This window comes from Streptomyces sp. SBT349 (assembly GCF_001083795.1).
GTDB lineage: Bacteria > Actinomycetota > Actinomycetes > Streptomycetales > Streptomycetaceae > Streptomyces.
Window position 1 is genome coordinate 1 of sequence record NZ_LAVK01000133.1, and the last position, 18,975, is coordinate 18,975.

Annotated in this window: 16 protein-coding genes and 1 pseudogene; 13 read left to right on the plus strand and 4 right to left on the minus strand. The window is 73.4% G+C overall.

Annotated elements, in window-relative coordinates:
• Nucleotides 1–166: 166 nt before the first annotated feature.
• Together ADY01_RS17805 and ADY01_RS17810 are read right to left on the minus strand one after the other, a co-directional pair.
• Entirely contained in the window at nucleotides 167–1,231 is a 1,065-nt protein-coding gene (locus ADY01_RS17805) for an aldo/keto reductase (protein WP_049574023.1), read from the minus strand.
• 91 nt (nucleotides 1,232–1,322) lie between these two features.
• Nucleotides 1,323–1,862 (minus strand): ferritin-like domain-containing protein, encoded by a 540-nt coding sequence (locus tag ADY01_RS17810; protein ID WP_049574025.1) that lies wholly within the window; start codon nucleotides 1,860–1,862, stop codon nucleotides 1,323–1,325.
• 235 nt (nucleotides 1,863–2,097) lie between these two features.
• On the opposite strand from ADY01_RS17810, the gene ADY01_RS38210 reads away from it, so the two are divergent.
• Nucleotides 2,098–2,409, plus strand: coding sequence for a hypothetical protein (locus tag ADY01_RS38210; protein ID WP_049574028.1), 312 nt, complete (start codon nucleotides 2,098–2,100; stop codon nucleotides 2,407–2,409).
• Nucleotides 2,410–2,480: 71 nt separating this feature from the next.
• On the plus strand, nucleotides 2,481–2,846 hold the full coding sequence (locus ADY01_RS17820; RefSeq protein WP_049574032.1) for a PH domain-containing protein: 366 nt from the start codon (nucleotides 2,481–2,483) through the stop codon (nucleotides 2,844–2,846).
• Nucleotides 2,847–2,883: 37 nt separating this feature from the next.
• Here the strand turns inward: ADY01_RS17820 and ADY01_RS17825 are convergent, their stop codons facing one another.
• Nucleotides 2,884–3,903 (minus strand): glutathione S-transferase family protein, encoded by a 1,020-nt coding sequence (locus ADY01_RS17825; protein WP_049574035.1) that lies wholly within the window; start codon nucleotides 3,901–3,903, stop codon nucleotides 2,884–2,886.
• A 253-nt stretch (nucleotides 3,904–4,156) separates the two neighbouring features.
• Between ADY01_RS17825 and ADY01_RS17830 the strand changes: the two are divergent.
• The 11 genes and pseudogenes from ADY01_RS17830 to ADY01_RS17880 form a co-directional block, all read left to right on the plus strand.
• Nucleotides 4,157–4,873: pseudogene (locus tag ADY01_RS17830) on the plus strand (lytic polysaccharide monooxygenase auxiliary activity family 9 protein); the annotation flags it as partial.
• Nucleotides 4,874–5,076: 203 nt separating this feature from the next.
• Nucleotides 5,077–5,478: a hypothetical protein gene (locus tag ADY01_RS36075; protein WP_053170950.1), complete on the plus strand. Its 402-nt coding sequence runs from the start codon at nucleotides 5,077–5,079 to the stop codon at nucleotides 5,476–5,478.
• Between the two features lie 58 nt (nucleotides 5,479–5,536).
• Nucleotides 5,537–6,082, plus strand: a complete 546-nt coding sequence (locus tag ADY01_RS17840) for a hypothetical protein (RefSeq protein ID WP_420715721.1) — start codon at nucleotides 5,537–5,539, stop codon at nucleotides 6,080–6,082.
• Nucleotides 6,083–6,151: 69 nt separating this feature from the next.
• Nucleotides 6,152–6,955, plus strand: coding sequence for a MerR family transcriptional regulator (locus tag ADY01_RS17845; RefSeq protein WP_049574038.1), 804 nt, complete (start codon nucleotides 6,152–6,154; stop codon nucleotides 6,953–6,955).
• Nucleotides 6,952–7,599: a hypothetical protein gene (locus ADY01_RS17850; protein ID WP_049574067.1), complete on the plus strand. Its 648-nt coding sequence runs from the start codon at nucleotides 6,952–6,954 to the stop codon at nucleotides 7,597–7,599. The genes ADY01_RS17845 and ADY01_RS17850 overlap by 4 nt, the downstream gene beginning before the upstream one ends.
• 101 nt (nucleotides 7,600–7,700) lie before the next feature.
• The gene (locus ADY01_RS17855) at nucleotides 7,701–9,473 is read left to right on the plus strand and encodes a thiamine pyrophosphate-dependent enzyme (RefSeq protein WP_049574042.1); all 1,773 of its coding nucleotides are present in this window, start codon (nucleotides 7,701–7,703) and stop codon (nucleotides 9,471–9,473) included.
• A 74-nt stretch (nucleotides 9,474–9,547) separates the two neighbouring features.
• Nucleotides 9,548–10,174 carry an NADPH-dependent F420 reductase gene (locus tag ADY01_RS17860; RefSeq protein WP_049574044.1) on the plus strand — a complete coding sequence of 209 codons (627 nt, stop codon included), beginning with the start codon at nucleotides 9,548–9,550 and terminating at the stop codon, nucleotides 10,172–10,174.
• Between the two features lie 60 nt (nucleotides 10,175–10,234).
• On the plus strand, nucleotides 10,235–13,288 hold the full coding sequence (locus ADY01_RS17865) for an FAD-binding and (Fe-S)-binding domain-containing protein (RefSeq protein ID WP_049574047.1): 3,054 nt from the start codon (nucleotides 10,235–10,237) through the stop codon (nucleotides 13,286–13,288).
• Nucleotides 13,285–14,328: an acetate/propionate family kinase gene (locus ADY01_RS17870; protein WP_049574049.1), complete on the plus strand. Its 1,044-nt coding sequence runs from the start codon at nucleotides 13,285–13,287 to the stop codon at nucleotides 14,326–14,328. The genes ADY01_RS17865 and ADY01_RS17870 overlap by 4 nt, the downstream gene beginning before the upstream one ends.
• Before the next feature lie 108 nt (nucleotides 14,329–14,436).
• A complete protein-coding gene (locus tag ADY01_RS17875) occupies nucleotides 14,437–16,755 on the plus strand; it encodes an ATP-binding cassette domain-containing protein (RefSeq protein WP_049574052.1) in 2,319 nt (772 codons plus the stop codon).
• Complete coding sequence (locus tag ADY01_RS17880; RefSeq protein ID WP_049574055.1) at nucleotides 16,752–18,548, plus strand: hypothetical protein; 1,797 nt, start codon at nucleotides 16,752–16,754, stop codon at nucleotides 18,546–18,548. Before ADY01_RS17875 ends, ADY01_RS17880 begins: the two co-directional genes overlap by 4 nt.
• Before the next feature lie 28 nt (nucleotides 18,549–18,576).
• Here the strand turns inward: ADY01_RS17880 and ADY01_RS17885 are convergent.
• Nucleotides 18,577–18,975, minus strand: a 399-nt coding sequence (locus tag ADY01_RS17885; RefSeq protein ID WP_234320292.1) for a nuclear transport factor 2 family protein, incomplete at its 5' end; no start/stop codon positions are given.

An 18,975-nucleotide genomic window follows, 5' to 3' on the forward strand; every position in this document is an offset into this window, starting at 1 on the left:
AGGGAACTGGCGGAGGCGGTGGCGGCGGAGGCGGACGCGGGCTCCTGACCGGGGCGTGGTGTCATTGGGCTTTCCTATCACCGCCCTTCACGGCGACGCCCGGCATTTCGGGCGCGCTCGCGGGTCACCCGGTGAGGCTCACGAGGCGGGGCTCACGCGGCCGGACTCACGCCGCGGGGCCGACGTGCGGGCCGAGCAGGGCCAGGTCGGCCGCGCTCAGGCGGTCGGCGGCCAGGGACGCCTGGTGCCAGTGCGGGTAGATCAGGTACGGGGTGCTGATCTTGTCGAGGGCGGCCAGGTCCTCCTGGGTGAGGGTGAGGTCCGCGGCGGCCAGGTTGTCGGCGAGCTGCTCGTCCTTGCGGGCGCCGATCACCACGGAGGTCACTCCGGGCTTGCGCAGCAGGTAGGCCAGGGCCACCTGGGCGGGCGGGACGGCGTGGGCGGCGGCGACGTCGACCAGGACCTCGATGATGTCGTAGAGCCGCTCGCGGTCGCGGACGGGCGGCTCGTTCCAGCGCTCGTCCACCTGGCGGGTGCCCTGCGGGGCGGTCTGGCCGCGCCGGTACTTGCCCGTGAGCAGGCCCCCGGCGAGCGGGCTCCACACCATGACGCCCAGGCCCTGGTCGAGGGAGAGCGGGACGAGCTCGTACTCGGCGTCGCGGCTCTCCAGGGAGTAGTGGATCTGGTTGCTGACGAACCGCTGGTAGCCGTGGGCGTCGGCGGTGGCCAGGGCCTTCATCAGCTGCCAGCCCGCGTAGTTGGAGACGCCGAGGTAACGGACCTTCCCGTCGCGCACCAGGGTGTCGAGGGTGTGGAGCGTCTCCTCCAGCGGCGTCTGCCCGTCCCAATCGTGCACGTGGTAGATGTCCAGGTGGTCGGTGCGTAGGCGGCGCAGGCTGTTCTCCACCTGGCGCAGGATGTGGTGGCGGGAGGCGCCGCCCTCGTTGGGGCCCTCGCCGACGACCATGCGGACCTTGCTGGAGACGAGCACGTCGTCGCGGCGGCCCCTGAGCGCCTCGCCGAGGATCTCCTCGGCCGCGCCGTCGGAGTACATGTCGGCGGTGTCGAAGCAGTTCACCCCGGCGTCGAGGGCCATGCCGACCTGGCGGCGGGCGGCCTTCCCCTCGGTGGCGCCGAGGGCGCCGAACATCCCCTTGCCCGCGAACGTCATGGTGCCCATGGTCAGGGCCGACATCCGCAGCCCCGAACGCCCCAGCTGGCGGTACTCCACGCGTCTCTCCCATCCATCGAGCCTGCCCCGTATGCCCCAGCTTCGTCGTATATGACGACCCGGGCAACCGCCGGGGCGGGGCCCGGCCCCGTCAGACGCCGATCAGGTCCACGAGGTCGTCGGCGTGCTCCTCCTCCTCTTCGAGGATGGACTCCATCAGGCGCCTGGTGGTCGGGTCCTGGTCGCCGAGCCAGCGGATGATCTCCTGGTAGGTGGAGATGACGATCCGCTCGGCCAGGAGGTTGTTCTCCAGCATGGCCCTGAGGTCGCCGTCGTCCGGCGTGGCGTAGTCGGTGTGGGCGCGCCTGGCCAGGGAGGCGGGGTCGAAGTCGGGGTCGCCGCCGAGCTGGGAGACGCGTTCCGCGGCGCGCAGCGCGTGGTCCAGCTCCTCCTTCGCGTGCTCGGTGAACTCCGCGGACACCTGCGCGCGGTCGATTCCCGTGGCGGCGATGGCGTGCCGGGTGTACCGCAGCCAGCAGACGACCTCGGTGGCGATCACGTCGTTGAGGACGGCGATCACCCGGTCCTTGTCCATGCCGTAGGTGTCGGTCACCGGCCCCTTCTCCATCCGCTGCCTGGCCTCGTCGCGGATGCGGGTGACGTCGAGAACGAAGTCGTCCGTGGTGGTCATGGTCTGCCGCCTTTCGGGTCCGTGTCGGTGGCCCGGTCCGTGTCCGTCACTGTCCTGGCCTGGTCCTGGCCTGGACAGTAGGCACCCGACCCCCGGGCCGCGGAGCAACGGCGCGCGGTTCCGTTCCGAGCCAGACCGAATGGCAGAACGGGCGCGGGAACCGGCGGGAAGAGGGGTCCGTCCAACGGCCGAGGAACGGTCGGGGCCCCAGACGCGCGGAGGAAGGCGGCCGTCGGTGAAGGCACGGAACGGAAAGGCGGGGGACGGCGAGACGGGGGAACGGGGCGAACCGCGGGCGCCGCGAGCGCGGGCCGGGGCGGCGCTCGTTCCGGCGCTGGCGGCGGTGAGCGTGGTGGCGACCGTGACGGCGGTCGTGCTGGCGGCGGGCGGCGCGGAGCCGGAGCCCGAACCGGGCGGGTCGCCGGGGCCCACGGGGAGCCAGGGGGCCGCCGAGACCGAGGAGCCGCCCGAAGTCCTCGACGGGTACTGGTCGGACGAGCGGAAGCGGGACGCCCGGCCCGCGGATCCGGGCCGGACGTCCGGGTAGAGGCCCCGCGGTTGTCGGTGGGCCGCGTTACGGTGGAGGAGACCGCGCGGGTCGAGGAAGTGGGGCTTCTCATGGCGCTGTTCGGGAACGCGCACACCGTCGACCCGGTGTCGGCGCAGCAGGACTACGCCAGGCTGCTGGGCAACGGCGAGCGGGTGCACGCGGCCTACCTGCTGATACGCGACACGATCCTCTTCACCGACCGCCGCCTCATCCTGGTGGACAAGCAGGGCATCACGGGCAAGAAGGTCGAGTACCACTCCATCCCGTACCGGAGCATCACGCACTTCGCCGTCGAGACCGCGGGCACGTTCGACCTCGACGCCGAGCTGAAGATCTGGATCTCCGGCACGCCGACGCCGGTGGAGAAGACGTTCACCAAGGGCGTGGACATCTACGAGGTGCAGGCGATCCTGACCCAGTTCGTGGCGCGCTGACCCCCGGGGGCCGGGACCCCTCCGGGCCCCGGGCCCGTCAGGGAAGGCCGGCCTCGGGGATCCGCTCGTCGGGCGGCGGCGGGCCGGGGGGCGTGCCGTCGCCGAAGGGCCGTCCGCCCAGCTCCGCCCTGCGGTGCGGGGTCAGCCACCCGGAGAGAACGGGACCGGCCGGGACGATGCCGGTCGGGTTGATCCCGGTGTGGACCTCGTAGTAGTGCCGCTTGATGTGATCGAAATCGACCGTGTCGCCAAAGCCCGGCGTCTGGTAGAGATCGCGGGCATAGGCCCACAGGACCGGATCCTCGATCAGCTTCGACCGGTTGCACTTGAAGTGCCCGTGGTAGACGGCGTCGAAGCGCACCAGGGTCGTGAACAGGCGGATGTCCGCCTCGGTGATCGTCTCGCCCACCAGGTAACGGCGTTCCGCCAGGCGCTCCGACAGCAGGTCGAGGCGGCGGAACACATCCGCGTACGCCGCCTCGTACTCGGGCTGCGTCGTCGCGAAACCGGCGCGGTACACGCCGTTGTTGACGTCGAGGAAGACGCCCTCCATCACCTCGTCGATCTCCTCGCGCAGCGGCTCCGGGTAGAGGTCGGGCGCGCCCGGCCGGTGGAAGGCGGTCCACTCGGTGGCGAGGTCGAGGGTGATCTGCTGGTAGTCGTTGGTGACCAGGGTCCCGGTGGGCACGTCCACGATCGCGGGGACGCTGACGCCGCCCGGGTAGCCCGTCTCGCGCGCGTCGTACGCCTCGCTCAGATAGCGGATGCCGAGCACCGGGTCCCGGCCACCGGGGTCCAGCGTGAACCGCCAGCTCCTGTCGTCCTGGATCGGGTCGGTGACGGCCAGGGACAGCGCCGTCTCCAGGCCGAGCAGGCGGCGCGAGACCAGCGCGCGGCTGGCCCAGGGGCAGGCGCGGTTCACCACCAGGCGGTAGCGGCCCCGCTCCACGGGCCAGCCGTCCTCGCCGTCCGCCGTGATCCGGTCGGTGAAGTGGCTCAGTGACCGCTTGAACTTCTTCCTGCCGTACTGGGCGTTGCCGTCACCCGCTGGGCTCATCCCGTCCTCACCCTCATCCCGTGCTCGCCGTTCCACCGTCATACCCCGAAGCCCCCGTTCCGGCGGGCCACGGCGCCGCGCGGCGCCGTCGGGGGCCGTCCGGGGCCGCACGAACAGATCACGCCAATCGCGTGTAACCCGCAAGAGATCTCACCCGCACGCTTACGCAACGAGCGATTGGGCGCTACTTTGCTGTGCGGGAGCGCTCCCACGGTTTACCGCACGGCACTCTCTCCAGAGGAGATCCCCCCACATGATCACCCGAACCACCCCCCGGAGCAAGAAGAGGCTCCGCGACGCCCGCCTGCTGAGCATCCTGGGAGCGGCGCTGCTGGCGCTCGTCATCACGAGCCTGCCCTCGCCCGCCGCCGCCCACGGCGTCGCGATGTCGCCGGGCTCGCGCACCTTCCTGTGCTACACGGACATGCTCGAAAGCGGCAACCAGATGCCGTCCAACCCCGCCTGCGCCGACGCGGTGCGCGAGTCCGGCACGACGCCGCTGTACAACTGGTTCGCCGTGCTCGACTCCAACGCGGGCGGCCGTGGCCCCGGTTACGTTCCCGACGGCACGCTGTGCAGCGCCGGCGACAGGAGCCCGTACGACTTCTCGGCGTACAACGCGCCCCGCAACGACTGGCCGAAGACGCACCTCAGCGCCGGTTCGACCATCGAGATCCAGTACAGCAACTGGGCCGCGCACCCCGGTGAGTTCGACGTCTACCTCACCAAGGACGGCTACAGCCCGACCCAGGCGCTCGGCTGGGACGACCTGGAGCTCGTCCAGTCCGTGACCGACCCGCCGCAGCGCGGCGGCGCCGGCTCGAACGGCGGCGCCTACTACTGGAACCTTCAGCTCCCGGACCGGAGCGGTGACCACCTCCTGTTCGTCCACTGGATCCGCTCGGACAGCCAGGAGAACTTCTACTCCTGCTCCGATGTCGTCTTCGACGGCGGCAGTGGCCAGGTGACGATGTAACGGTCCGCCACCGGTCCGCTCAACGGCGCGCGTGACACGTCCGCGCGCCGACCGGGACCCGCCGGGTGCACCACCACCCGGCGGGTCCCCGCACGTCGTCCGGGTACCGGGCCGGCGGCCGGTGCGACTATCGTTGCGGTCCGCCGCCGACCGCTGCCGATCACTTGTGACCGGCGACCGACCCGCCGGGAGCACCCGTGCCCGTTGAACGCCGCTTCGAGATCAACATCGGTCTCTACGCGACCGGCGAGGACGCGGCCAGGATCGCCGAGGGGTGCCGGCGGCTGCTGGACGGCGGCACGCTGCCCTACGAGCTGGCGCTCGGCGAACGGCCGCCGGGGGACGGCCTGTACGAGGAACTCCCCGAGCAGTGGCGGGCCCAGTACCCCGGGACCGCGCCCGGCTCGCGCGCGGTCCACGAGATCACCGTGGGCGTGGTGACGTCGCGGGAGCGGATGGACGCCCTCCGGGCCTCCCTGACCCGCACGATCTGCCCCGATCCCGACCACGCCTCCCCCTGCCCCGTCCCCTGGTCGTCCCACGGGGCGGAACTCCCCGCGCGACCGCCCCGTGCCCGGCCGGCCGACCGGCGCCGGTGAGGCGCGTGCACGCCCCGACGCCCCGACGCCCCGACGCCCCGACGAAGAGAGAGATCCCGTGGAACGAACCATCCGGCGAGCCGTCGTCGCCTCGCTGGCCTGCGCCAGCGCCCTGCTCACCGGGGCCGCTCCCACCGCGGTCGCCGCACCTCCCGCCGCGGTCGGCGACGGTTGGGAGCCCGCGCCCTCCGCGCCCTGGGACATGCCCGCGGGCGCGCGGTGCGACGCCCCGGTGCACGGCGAGCCGGTCGTCGACGAGGTGGTGCGGCGGGTGCTCGACACCCACGCCGACGGTTCGCCGAGGACGGTCGTCTACCGGGGCGACCTGGTCGTGCGGGTGACCAACACCGAGACCGGCGCCTCCCACGACGCGGACGCCGGCGGCGCGGCGGTCGTGGAGTACGCCGCCGACGGCTCGGAGTCCTGGTCGGTGCTCGGCCCGGTGCTGGTCGGCGTGGCCGAGGGGGGCGGCAACCTCGCGCGGGGCCTGTACATCGTCGACGGGGTCTGGTCCCTGGACATCGACGCGTCCGGCCACAAGACGGTGACCATGACGTCCGGCGACCGCTACGACATCTGCTCGCACGTGGACCGGGCCTCGTAGAGCCCCTCGCAGGACGCCGGGCGACGCGCCGCTTGACCTTGTCGCGGCGTCAACGTCTTCACTGGCCGTATGCGTATCGGAGAACTCGCCGCGCTGGCCGGGGTCACCACCCGGACCGTGCGGCACTACCACCGGATCGGCCTGCTGCCCGAGTCCGGGCGACGGGCCAACGGCTACCGCACCTACGCGCTGAAGGACGCCGTCCGGCTCAGCCGCATCAGGCGGCTGACGGATCTGGGCCTCTCCCTGGACGAGGTCAGGGACGCGCTGGACGACGAGGCGGGCAACGACCTGCGCGAGGTCCTCGCCGAGCTGGACGCGGACCTGGCACGGCAGGAGGAGGCCATCCGGCGGCGCAGGTCCAGGCTCGCCGAACTGCTGGCGCGGGCGGAGGCGGCGGGCGGGCTCCCGGCCGAGGGGCCCGTCTCGCCCGAACTGGCGGCGTTCTTCGCCGAGATGGCCCTGACCTCGGCGAAGCTGCCGGGTCCCGAGCCCGCCATGGCGGCCAAGGAGCGCGAGCTGCTCGCGCTGCTGGAGAACGTCCGGTCGGGCGAGTCGCAGGACTGGCTCTCGGGGCTGCTGCGGTCCGTCGGCCCCGGCGAGGAGGGCATGCGGCGCGCGTACGACCTGTACGCGCGGATGGACGCCCTGGCGGCGGCCGGGCCGGACGACCCCCGGGTGGGCGAGGTGGCGCGGGACATCGCGGACTCGATCCCGGCGGACGTGGCGCGCGCGCTGGCCACCGAGGCCGGGGACTCGCTGCGCGGCGGGAACACCGGCGGGTTCGCCGACGCGTACTTCGCCGACTTCGCCCCCGCGCAGGCCGAGGCCGTGCGTCGGGCGATGCGGCTGCTGTGGGAGCGTGCCCGGTGAACGCCCCCTCCCCCGGCCCCGCGGCCGGGCGGCGTTCCCTCCGCGTCCCGCTGCGCCTCGCGCGGCATGAACTGGTCCTCGTGGCCGCCCTGCTCCGCTGGATCACCCGCCGCCCGCCGCACCAGGTGGGGCCAGGGGACACGGCCGTCGCCTACGCCGCGGGGCAGTCGGCGACGGTGTTCATCATGCTGTTCGTTTCCGTCGCCGAGACCGTGGCCCTGGCGATTCTGATCCCCTGGCCGCTGGTCCACCTGATCCTGCTGGTCATCGGGGTCTGGGGGACGCTGTTCATCGTGGAACTGCACGCGGCGTGCGTGACCAGGCCCCATGTGGTGGGCGCCGACGGCTCGCTGCGCGTGCGGTACGGCGCGCTGCTCGACCTGCGCATACCCGCCGACCGCGTCGGCCGGGTCCGCCTCGACCGCCGCTTCCCCGGCGGGAAGCAGGTCAGGTCCGCCGAGGACGGCACCACCGACGTGAGCGTGGCGGGCCAGACGAACGTGACCGTGGAGCTCCTCGGCCCGGTCCCGTTCGTCCGCGCGCTCGGCGCCCCCGCCGAGGCCCGCACCGCCCTGCGCTTCCACGCCGACGACCCGGCCCGCGCGGTCGCCGCCCTGACCCGGGCCCGCGACGCGCGGTCCTAGCGCGGGCCCTGTGCCGCTCGGCGTCGGGAAGCGGCCAGTGCTTGGGCCAGGCGGCGTAAGAGCTGTTTCACCCGGGGCGGCGCGTGGGATCCGGTGTACCCATGGCACCACGTATCGCATCGGAAGCCCTGGTGGAACGTCTCATCGACTGGGGAGTCGACACCGTCTTCGGACTCCCGGGGGACGGCATCAACGGCGTCATGGAGGGGCTGCGCCGGCATCGCGACCGGATCAGGTTCTTCCTCGTCCGCCATGAGGAGTCGGCGGCGTTCATGGCCACCGGCTACGCCAAGGCGACCGGGAGGCTCGGAGTCTGCCTGGCCACCTCGGGCCCCGGCGCGATCCACCTGCTCAACGGGCTCTACGACGCCAAACTCGACCACACCCCCGTGCTGGCCATCACCGGCACCCAGGAGACGTCCGTGCTGGGCACCGGCTACCAGCAGGAGGTCGCCGTCGAGCACCTCTACGCCGACGTGGCCTGCTACAACCTGGTCGTCACCAACCCCGCGCAGCTGCCCGGCGTCGTGGACATCGCCGTGCGCACCGCGCTCTCCCGGCGCGGGGTCGCGCATCTGACGCTGCCCAACGACATCCAGGTGGCCGACGCGGGCGCCGACCCCTGGCGCCAGGTCGTGCCGGCGCGTCCGCCGATCACCGCGCCGGGGTACACGCCCCCGCCCGGCACGCCGCGCCAGGCGGAGCTGCGCGCGGCGGCCGAGGTGCTCAACGCCGGGCGCAAGGTGGCCATCCTGGCGGGCGTCGGCGCGCTGGGCGCCAGGGACCAGATCCTGGAGGTCGCGGACGCCCTCGCCGCGCCGGTGATCAAGACGCTGCCGGGCAAGGCCGTGATCCCCGACGACTCCCCCTTCGCGGTGGGCGGCATCGGGCTGCTCGGCACGCGGCCCGGGGAGGAGCTGGTGGACGACTGCGACACGCTGTTCATGGTCGGCTGCAACTTCCCCTACACCCAGCACCTCCCCGACCCCGGCACGGTCCGCACGGTGCAGCTGGAGGCGGAGCCGTCGCGCGCCGGCGTGCGGATGCCCGTGGAGGCGCCGGTCATCGGGGACGCCAAGGAGGGGCTGGCGGCGTTGCTGCCGCTGCTCGACCGCAAGCGGGACCGCGGCCACCTGGAGAAGTACCAGGAGTCGATGGGCCGTTGGCGCAAGCAGATGGAGGCGCTGGAGAACCCCCGGCGCAGCCCCGTCGCGCCGCAGCACGTGATCGGCGCCATCGACGACCTGGCCTCCGACGACGCCATCCTGACCTGTGACAGCGGCACCATCGCCACCTGGGCGGCGCGCCACTGGACGATCCGCCGCGACCGGCAGTTCTACCTCTCGGGGAACCTGGCGACCATGGCGCCCGGCCTGCCCTACGCGATCGCGATGCAGCACGCGTTCCCCGGCCGCCAGGTCGTCGCGTACGTCGGCGACGGCGGCTTCAGCATGCTGATGGCCGAGTTCATGACGGCGGTGCAGGCGAAGCTGCCGATCACGGTGGTGGTCAACAACAACAACTCCCTCGGGCAGATCCTCTGGGAGCAGATGGTGCTGGGCTACCCGGAGCACGGCGTGCGGTACCAGGAGCCGTTCACCGACTTCTCCGCCTGGGCGCGGGCCTGCGGCGGCTACGGCGCCAAGGTGTCCAAGGGCAAGGACGTCACCAAGGCGCTCAAGCACGCGCTCGGCCACGACGGGCCCGCGCTGGTGGATGTGGACGTGGACCAGGACGAACCGCCCATGCCGGGCAAGGTCGAGTACCAGCAGGCGAAGAAGTTCGCGCTGGCGTTCGCCAAGGGGCAGCCGCGCCGCACCACCATCGCCACCACGTTGGGCAAGGACCGCATCGAGCAGCTGACCACCAAGTAGCGCGCGCCCGGCGCACGCCCCACGTCCAGAGCCCCACCCACGGATCGAGCCCTCACGCACAGATCGGGACACCCATGCGCATCGGACTCATCGGAGCGGGCCACATCGGCTCCACGCTGGCCCGCCGTTTCACCGACACCGGCCACGAGGTGGCCCTGAGCAACTCGCGCGGCCCGGAGACGCTCCAGGAGCTGGTCGCGAGCCTCGGCGGCCCCGCCCGCGCCGTCACCCCGGAGGAGGCGGCTGACTTCGGCGACCTCGTCGTGGTCACCATCCCCTACGGCCGCTACCGGGAGCTCCCGGCCGGGGCGCTGCGCGGCAAGCTCGTCGTCGACACCTGCAACTACTACCCGCAGCGCGACGGCGCCGACCCCGAGCTCGACGACGACAGCACCACGTCGAGCGAGAAGATCCAGGACTTCACCGAGGCGCGCGTGGTCAAGGCGTTCAACGCCATCTACTGGTACAACCTGCGCGACCGCGCGCGCCCCTCGGGCGACCCCGACCGCCTCGCCATCCCGGTCTCGGGCGATGACGAGGAGGCCAAGTCGGTGGTGGCCGCGTTGATCCGCGAGACCGGGTTCGAGCCGGTGGACGCCGGGTCGCTGGCGCAGGGCGGGCGCAAGCACCAGCCGGGCAGCCGCGTCTACACCGCCGAGCTCTCCGCCGACGAGGCGCACTCCCTGCTCGACGCCGCCTGACCCTCCGAGAACGTCGAGACAGCCGAGAACGTCGAGACAGCCGAGTAAGGGAGCCTGGTCATGGACCCGATCGACCTGCCGATGCCCATGGTCCGCCGCCCGCCGGTGACCGCCGACCCGGCCGCGCTGGAGCACGCGCTGCGCGAACGGGTCGACGGGGAGGTGCGTTTCGACGCCGGGAGCCGCGCCGCGTACGCGACGGACGCCTCCAACTACCGCCAGGTCCCGATCGGCGTCGTGGTCCCCCGCACCCCCGAGGCCGCGGCGGTCGCGGTCGGCGTCTGCCACGAGCACGACGCGCCGGTGCTCTCCCGCGGCGGCGGAACGAGCCTGGCGGGCCAGTGCTGCAACGCCGCCGTGGTCATCGACTGGAGCAAGTACGCCAACCGGCTGGTCTCCCTCGACGCCCAGCGCCGCGTCTGCGTCGTCGAGCCGGGGATCGTCCTGGACGAGCTCAACCGCCGCCTCGCCCCGCACGGCCTCCACTACGGCCCCAAGCCCGCCACCCACCCCAACTGCACCCTCGGCGGCATGATCGGCAACAACTCATGCGGCTCCACCGCCCAGACCTACGGCAAGGTCGTGGACAACATCCGCCGCCTTGAGGTCCTCACCTACGACGGCCTGCGGATGTGGGTCGGCCCCACCTCGGACGAGGAGCTGGCGCGGCTCACCGCCGGGACGGGCCGCGAGGGCGAGATCTACCGGCACCTGGTGGCGCTGCGCGAGCGGTACGCGGACCTGGTCAGGGAGCGCTACCCGGACATCCCGCGCCGCGTCTCCGGCTACAACCTGGACTCGCTCCTGCCCGAGCACGGCTTCGACGTGGCCGGGCTGCTCGTCGGCTCGGAGTCCACGCTGGTCACCGTCCTGCGCGCCGAGCTGACGCTCGCGCCGGTGCCCAGGCACACCGCGCTCGTCGTCCTCGGCTACCCCGACATCGCGAGCGCCGCCGACCAGGTGCCGGACATCCTCACCCACGCCCCGCACACCCTGGAGGGCGTGGACGACCAGCTGGTGCGCTTCGAACGCCGCAAGCACCTCAACGCCGACGCGCTGAAGATCCTGCCCCGGGGCACGGCGTATCTGATGGTCGAGTTCGCGGGCGACACCCGCGACGAGGCCGAGGGGAAGGCGCGGGCGCTGCTGGACGACACGCCGGAGGGCGTCGAGCACACCTGGTACGACGACCCCCGCCACACGGAGGAGCTGTGGCGGGTGCGGGAGTCGGGGCTCGGCGCCACGGCGCACGTCCCCGGGGAGCCCGACACGTGGGAGGGGTGGGAGGACGCGGCCGTCCCGCCGGACCGGCTGGGCACCTACCTGCGCGGATACCACGCCCTGTGCGAGGAGTTCGGCTACGGCCGGCCCTCCGTCTACGGCCACTTCGGGCACGGCTGCGTGCACACCCGCATCCCGTTCGACCTGGAGACGGCCGAGGGCGTCACGCGGATGCGGGCCTTCGTGGAGCGCGCCGCCGAGCTGGTCATCGGCTTCGGGGGCTCGCTGTCGGGGGAGCACGGCGACGGGCAGTCCCGGGGCGAGCTGCTGGTCAAGATGTTCGGGCCCGAGCTGATCGAGGGGTTCGAGCGGCTCAAGGCCGTCTTCGACCCGGGCAACCGCATGAACCCCGGCAAGATCGTCGACCCCTACCACCTGGACGAGAACCTGCGGCTCGGCGGGGAGTACCGCCCCTGGGAGCCGCCGACCGTGTTCGCCTACCCGCACGACGAGGGCAAGTTCAGCCGGGCCGCGGCGCGTTGCGTGGGCGTGGGCAAGTGCAGGTCGCTGGAGGGCGGCGTGATGTGCCCGAGCTACCGGGCCACGCGCGAGGAGGAGCACTCGACGCGCGGCCGGGCGCGGCTGCTGTTCGAGATGGTGCGCAACGACTCGCCCCTGGACAACGGCTGGCGCTCGACCGAGGTGCGCGACGCCCTCGACCTCTGCCTGGCCTGCAAGGGCTGCAAGACGGACTGTCCGGTCAACGTCGACATGGCGACCTACAAGGCCGAGTTCCTGCACCACCACTACGCGGGCCGCGTGCGCCCGCGCGCCCACTACACCATGGGGTGGCTGCCGGTCGTCGCGCGCCTGGCCGCGCGCGCCCCGCGTGCGGTCAACACGCTGGGCGCCATGCCCCTGCTGGCCCGCGCCGCCAAGGTGATGGGCGGCATCGCGCCGGAACGCGACCTGCCGGTCTTCGCGGACCAGCGGTTCACGGCCTGGTGGCGCAGGCGGGGCGCGCCGCGGGGCACCGGGCGGCGGGGCGAGGTGGTGCTGTTCCCCGACACGTTCACCGACCACTTCCACCCGGAGGTGGGCCGGGCGGCCGTCGAGGTGCTGGAGGCGGCGGGCTTCCGGGTCAGGGTCCCGAACCGCGCGGTCTGCTGCGGCCTGACGTGGATCTCCACGGGGCAGCTGGACATCGCCCGGCGCGTGCTGCGGCACACGGCCGCGGTGCTCCGCGAGGACCTGCGCGCCGGAGCGCAGGTCGTCGGCCTCGAACCGAGCTGCACCGCCGTCTTCCGCGCCGACGCGGCCGAACTCTTCCCGCGCTCGGCCGAGTTCACGCGGCTGCGCGACCAGACCCGCACCCTGGCCGAGCTGCTGGGCGAGCGCGCCCCCGAGTGGCGCCCGCCCGCCGTGGACGCCCGCGCGGTGGTGCAGCGGCACTGCCACCAGTACGCCGTGATGGGCTTCGACGCCGACCGCGACCTGCTGAAGCGGGCGGGCGTGAACGCCGACATCCTGGACGCGGGCTGCTGCGGGCTCGCGGGGAACTTCGGCTTCGAGCAGGGGCATTACGAGGTGTCCATGGCCTGTGCCGAGGCCGGGCTGCTGCCCGCGGTGCGGAAGGCGGACGCGGACACGCTGATCCTGGCCGACGGCTTCAGCTGCCGCACCCAGATCGAGCAGGCGGGAACGGGGCGCAGCCCCTCGCACCTGGCCGAGGTGCTGGCGGGCGCGCTGCGCGAGGAGGCGCTGGAGGGGCCCGTGGAGCCCGAGGCGCACCGCTCGCGGCTCGTCCCCGCCGGCGCGGCGGGCGCGGCGGCGGCCCTGGCCGCGGCGGTGCTGGTCCGGAAGGCCGCCGGCCGGCGAGGGCCCGCGGAGTGAACGCGCCGGCGGCGGGCCGCGTGCTGGTGGTGGACGCGGGTTCGGCCAGCCTGCACCTGGTGCTCGTCGGCGGTGACGACACGGTGCTGGCCCGTTCCGACGTCGGGTCGCCCAGGGAGCTGACGGACCTGGGGTGGGTGCCCCCGGACGCGGTCGGCCACCGGTTCGTGCACGGCGGGCCCCGGCTGAGCGGGCACACCCCGGTGGACGGCGAGGTGCGGTCGCTGCTCCAGGAGGCGGCCGAGCTGGCGCCGTTGCACCTGCCGCCCGCGCTGCACGCGCTGGACGCGGTCCGGCGGCTGCTCCCCGATGTGCCGCATGTGGCCTGCCTCGACACGGTGTTCCACGCGCGGATGCCCGCGGCGGCGCGCGAGTACGCCGTTCCCGAGGAGTGGCGCACCCGCTACGGCCTGCGGCGTTACGGCTTCCACGGCCTCTCCTACGCGTGGGCGCTGGACCGCGCCGCCCGGCTGCTGGACCGCCCGGCCGACTCCCTGCACCTCGTCCTGGCGCACCTCGGCGGCGGCTGCTCCGCCTGCGCGGTGCGGGACGGGGTGAGCGTGGACACGACGATGGGGCTGACGCCGTTGGAGGGCCTGGTCATGAGCCACCGCAGCGGCACCGTGGACCCCGGCGCGCTGACCTGGCTCCAGAGACGGCACGGCCTGACGGCCGAGGAGATCGAGGACGTCCTCAACCACCGTTCCGGCCTGCTCGGCCTCTCCGGCACCTCGGACGACACCCGCGACCTGGTCGCGGCCCGCGCGGCGGGCGACGAGCGCGCGGAACTGGCCCTGGCCTGCTTCACCCACTCCGCCCGGCGCGCGATCGCGTCGATGGCCGCCTCGCTCGACCGCCTCGACGCCCTGGTCCTCACCGGCGAGATCGGGGAGGACCAGCCGGAGGTCCGCGAGGAGATCTGCGCGGGCCTCCCCGTCCTCGGCCTGGCCGGGCCCCGCGCCGCCACCCCCGTCTTCGTGGTCCCCACCGGTGAGCCCCAGCAGATCGCCCGGGAGACGCGCGCCGTCCTGGCGGCGTGATCCCCCGGTCCGCCGCGGGTGGGCGGCTGTCAGTGGGCGGTGCCATGATCGGGGTCGAGACACCGACCATGACGTCCAGGACGTCCACTATGTTCCAGGGGGCAGGGGATGAGCGCCGATCGGGCCGCCGCCGACAGTCATGATCTGATCCAGGTGCGGGGAGCGAGGGAGAACAACCTGCGGGATGTCTCGCTCGACATACCCAAGCGGCGGCTCAGCGTGTTCACCGGCGTCTCGGGGTCGGGGAAGTCCTCCCTGGTGTTCGGGACGATCGCCGCCGAGTCGCAGCGGCTGATCAACGAGACGTACACCGCGTTCATCCAGTCGTTCATGCCGAGCCTGGGGCGGCCCGACGTGGACGGGCTGCACAATCTCAGCGCGGCCATCGTCGTGGACCAGGAGCGGATGGGGGCCAACTCGCGCTCCACGGTCGGCACGGTCACCGACGCCTACACCATGCTGCGGATCGTCTACAGCCGCCTCGGGACGCCGCACATAGGGACGTCGACGGCGTTCAGTTTCAACAGCCCCGAGGGCATGTGCGTCCCGTGCGAGGGGCTCGGGCAGGCGTCGACCATCGACGTCGACGAAATGGTGGACCGCGAGCTCTCGCTGAAGGAGGGGGCCATCACCGTTCCCGGCTTCGCCGTCGACTCGTGGTACTGGCAGGTCATGGCGAACTCGGGGCTGTACGACCCCGACAAGAAGCTGAAGGACTTCACCCCGGCGGAGTGGGAGGACTTCCTCCACCGCCCCACCGGCAAGATCAAAATCGGGTCGAACAACATCACCTACGAGGGCCTGGTCACCAAGGTCCAGCGGCTCTACCTCTCCAAGGACCGCGAGTCCATGCAGGCGCAGGCGCGGGCCTTCGTGGACCGGGCCGTGGTGTTCACCGAGTGCGGGGACTGCGGCGGGACGCGGCTCAACGAGGCGGCCCGTTCCTCCCTGATCGACGGCGTCGGCATAGCGGCGTGCTCGGCCATGCAGATCAACGAGCTGGCGGCGTTCGTGCACGGCCTGGACGCGCCGTCCGTCGGCCCGCTCCTCACCAGCCTGCGGCACCTGCTCGACTCGCTGATGGAGATCGGTCTCGGCTACCTCAGCCTGGACCGTCCCTCCTCCACCCTCTCTGGCGGCGAGTCGCAGCGGGTCAAGATGGTGCGGCACCTGGGGTCCAGCCTCACCGACGTGACCTATGTCTTCGACGAGCCCACCACGGGCCTGCACCCGCACGACATCCAGCGGATGAACGGGCTGCTGCTGCGGCTGCGCGACAAGGGGAACACGGTGCTCGTCGTCGAGCACAAGCCCGAGGTGATCGCGATGGCCGACCACGTGGTCGACCTCGGCCCCGGCGCGGGCGAGAGCGGCGGGACCGTCTGCTTCAGCGGGGACGTGGCGGGCCTGCGCGCCTCGGGGACGCTGACCGGCCGCCACCTGGAACACCGGATCACGCTGCGCGACGCGGTGCGCGAGCCGCGGGGGCACCTGCCGATCAGAGGAGCCTCCGCGCACAACCTGCGGGGCGTGGACGTGGACATACCGCTGGGCGTGCTCACCGTGGTCACGGGGGTGGCGGGCTCGGGGAAGAGCTCGCTGATCCACGGTTCGCTGCCGGGCCGGGAGGGCGTCGTCGTCGCCGACCAGTCCCCGATCCGCGGCTCCCGCCGGAGCAACCCGGCGACCTACACCGGCCTGCTCGCCCCGATCCGGACGGCGTTCGCCAAGGCCAACGGGGTCAAGGCGAGCCTGTTCAGCGCCAATTCGGAGGGCGCCTGCCCGAACTGCAACGGGATAGGTCTCGTCTACACGGACCTGGCGATGATGGCGGGCGTGGCCTCGGTCTGCGAGGAGTGCGCGGGGAAGCGGTTCACGCCCGAGGTCCTCACCTACACGCTGCGCGGCAAGAACATCAGCGAGGTCCTGGGCATGTCGGTCGAGGAGGCGCACGCGTTCTTCCCGAGCGGCCAGGCGGGCGCGGTGCTGGGGCGGCTGATGGACGTGGGGCTGAGCTATCTGCGGCTCGGGCAGCCGCTCACGACGCTCTCCGGCGGCGAGCGGCAGCGGCTCAAGCTGGCGATCCACATGGCGGAGAAGGCGGCGACCTACGTGCTGGACGAGCCGACCACCGGCCTGCACCTCGCGGACGTCGACCAACTGCTGGCGCTGCTCGACCGGTTGGTCGACAGCGGGAACACGGTGATCGTCATCGAGCACCACCAGGCGGTGATGGCGCACGCCGACTGGCTGATCGATCTGGGCCCCGGCGCGGGCCACGACGGCGGGCTCGTGGTGTTCACCGGCACCCCGGCCGAGCTGGTCGCGGGCGCGGACACGCTCACGGCTCGCCACCTGCGGGCCTACGTGGGCAAGGCCCCGGCCCCGGACGGGCGCGTGGTGGCGGGCGAGGGGGCGGGGCGGTGACGCCGCCGCTGCCGGTCGAGTTCCTCGCGGCGGTCGCCGCCGGGGGAGAGGCCGGGTCAGGAGGCATGGCCCAGGCGCTCGGCGCGGCGCGCGACATGGCCCCCGGGCGGGAGCGCGACACGGTGCTGCGGGCCCTGCTGGAGGGCGCGTTCGCCGGGGACGCGTCCGCCCCCGGCTGGCTGCCCGCCGCCGGGGCGTCGAGCGGCGACGCGGCGACGGTGGCGGCGGCGCTGGCCCACCCCGGCTGTTCCGCGGCGCTGCGGGCCGAGACGCTGCGGGCGGCGCCCGAGGCGCTGCTCGCCGCGCTGGCCGAGCGTTCGGCGACGGCGGCGGAGTGGGTGGTGGCCGAGCTGCGCCACCGGACGCCGGAGCCGCCGCCCCCCATCACGCCCGGACTGCTGCGGGAGCCGACGCCCGCGCAGCTGGTGCTGCGGGCGTCCGCCGCGCTGGACGACGAGGTGTTCGACGCGGTGGTCCGCCTGCTGCCGGGGCCGCCCGCGCAGATACGCCAGGGGGAGAACATCGAGCGGTGGATGCGGGAGCACCAGGCCGCGAAGACCGCCTGGCAGGCCATGTGGCTGGAGGTGCTGCGCCGCCATCCCACCCGGCACGAACGGCTGTTGTCGCTGATGGCGGGCTCGCCCGCGGACTCCGAGATCAGGCACCACCTGCTGGGCACCCTGCCGGACGCGGTCGAGCCGAGGCTGCTGGAGTCCGTGGCGCTGGCGGACCTGGAGCAGTTCGCGGGGGCGGTGCTCACGACGCGGATCTGCCGGGAGATCGCGGGCGGGCTGAGCAGGGAGGAGGCGCGGGAGCGCTTCGCCGACGAGGTGAAGGCGCTGTCCGAGGAGACGCGGCGGCTCCCCGACGCCTACCTCGGGGAGATGGGCCTCGACGTGGGGCGCGGCACGCGCGCCGCGGTCAACTGGGTGGCGCGGGCCGCCGCCGAACGCTGGCGGCTCCTCCTGTCGGAGCCTGTCCCGTCGGGTCGGGGCGGTGAGGCGCGGGCGGCGCTCGCGCGGCGGTTCGCGGACACCGCGCTGGAGGCGCTGGCGCTGTGGGAGCCGGACCCCGAACGGCCGGTCGCCCGTGCCGAACAGCTGCGGTGGATCCGCGACCTGCTGGCGCACCTGCCGGTGGTCGAGCCGCGGGTGAGGGAGCGGCTGCGGGCCGTGGCGCGCGACGCGGAACGCGGGCTGCGCCGGTGGGGCAGGACGCGCGAGCCCGAGCCGGAGTTCGGTGAGCTGCTGGCCGTGCTGTGGCGTGCCGTCGCCCGGGTTCCCGCCGAGCCGGGCGAGGTGAGCGCCCGCGAGCTGGCCCACGTGCCCGAGGACGTTCTCGCCGCGTATCTCGAACGGCACGGCGGCGACGACGCGCTGGTGGAGAAGGCGCTGCTGTCGTTCGCACGCGGTCGGCGGGGCGACTTCGCGGCGGTGCTGGCGCGTCACTCGTCCCCGGGGGAGGCGCTGCCCCGGCTGACTCGTGACCTGCGGCGCCTGCTCGACGAGGGTCCGGGCGCGGAGGCGTGGACGCGCGCCGTGGTGTCGGTGCCGGCGTGCGGACCCGGGACGGTGCGGGCCCTGCCCGCCTGGGCCGCGCTGCGCGCCGGGGGCCCGGTGGTCAACGAGGCGGTGCGCACCGCCCTCGGCGACGACGAGGCCGCGTGGACCCGCCTCGCGACCGGCCCGGTCGGGCCCGAGGGCGCCCGCGCCTGGCTGCGCCTCGGCGAGATCCTGGACGCCGCCAGGGACGGCACCGCCTGGCCCAAGCCCCCACCGCCGCCCGCCGGTTGAGGACGTCGGGCACGCGCCGGTGGCGGGGTCAGACGTCGCCGATGGCGCTCAGGTGGAGACCGGCCAGGCGCCAGGAGCCGTCGGCCGCCGTGAGGAACTGGCTGATGCGGTACCGGCCGTCCATGTCGCGGCCCTCGTAGACGCTCTGCTGGCTCTGCACGCCGAGGACGACGGCCGCGTCCCCGTAGCGGCGGATCTCGGCCTGCTCCCAGGCGAAGAGGTCGTGCACCAGGGCGCCCGAGGCGTACCGGTCGAGCCAGCGCACCCGGTCCAGCAGGAACCCCCGCGGCCCCACCGCGGTGAAGTCGGCGGTGAGCAGCCGTTCCAGCGCCACGACGTCCCCCCGCAGCTCCGCCAGCGCCCACCGCTCCCCGAACCGCAGGAGCTCGCCTTCCGCGTCACCGTCCATGCCCCCACCCTCCGGCGC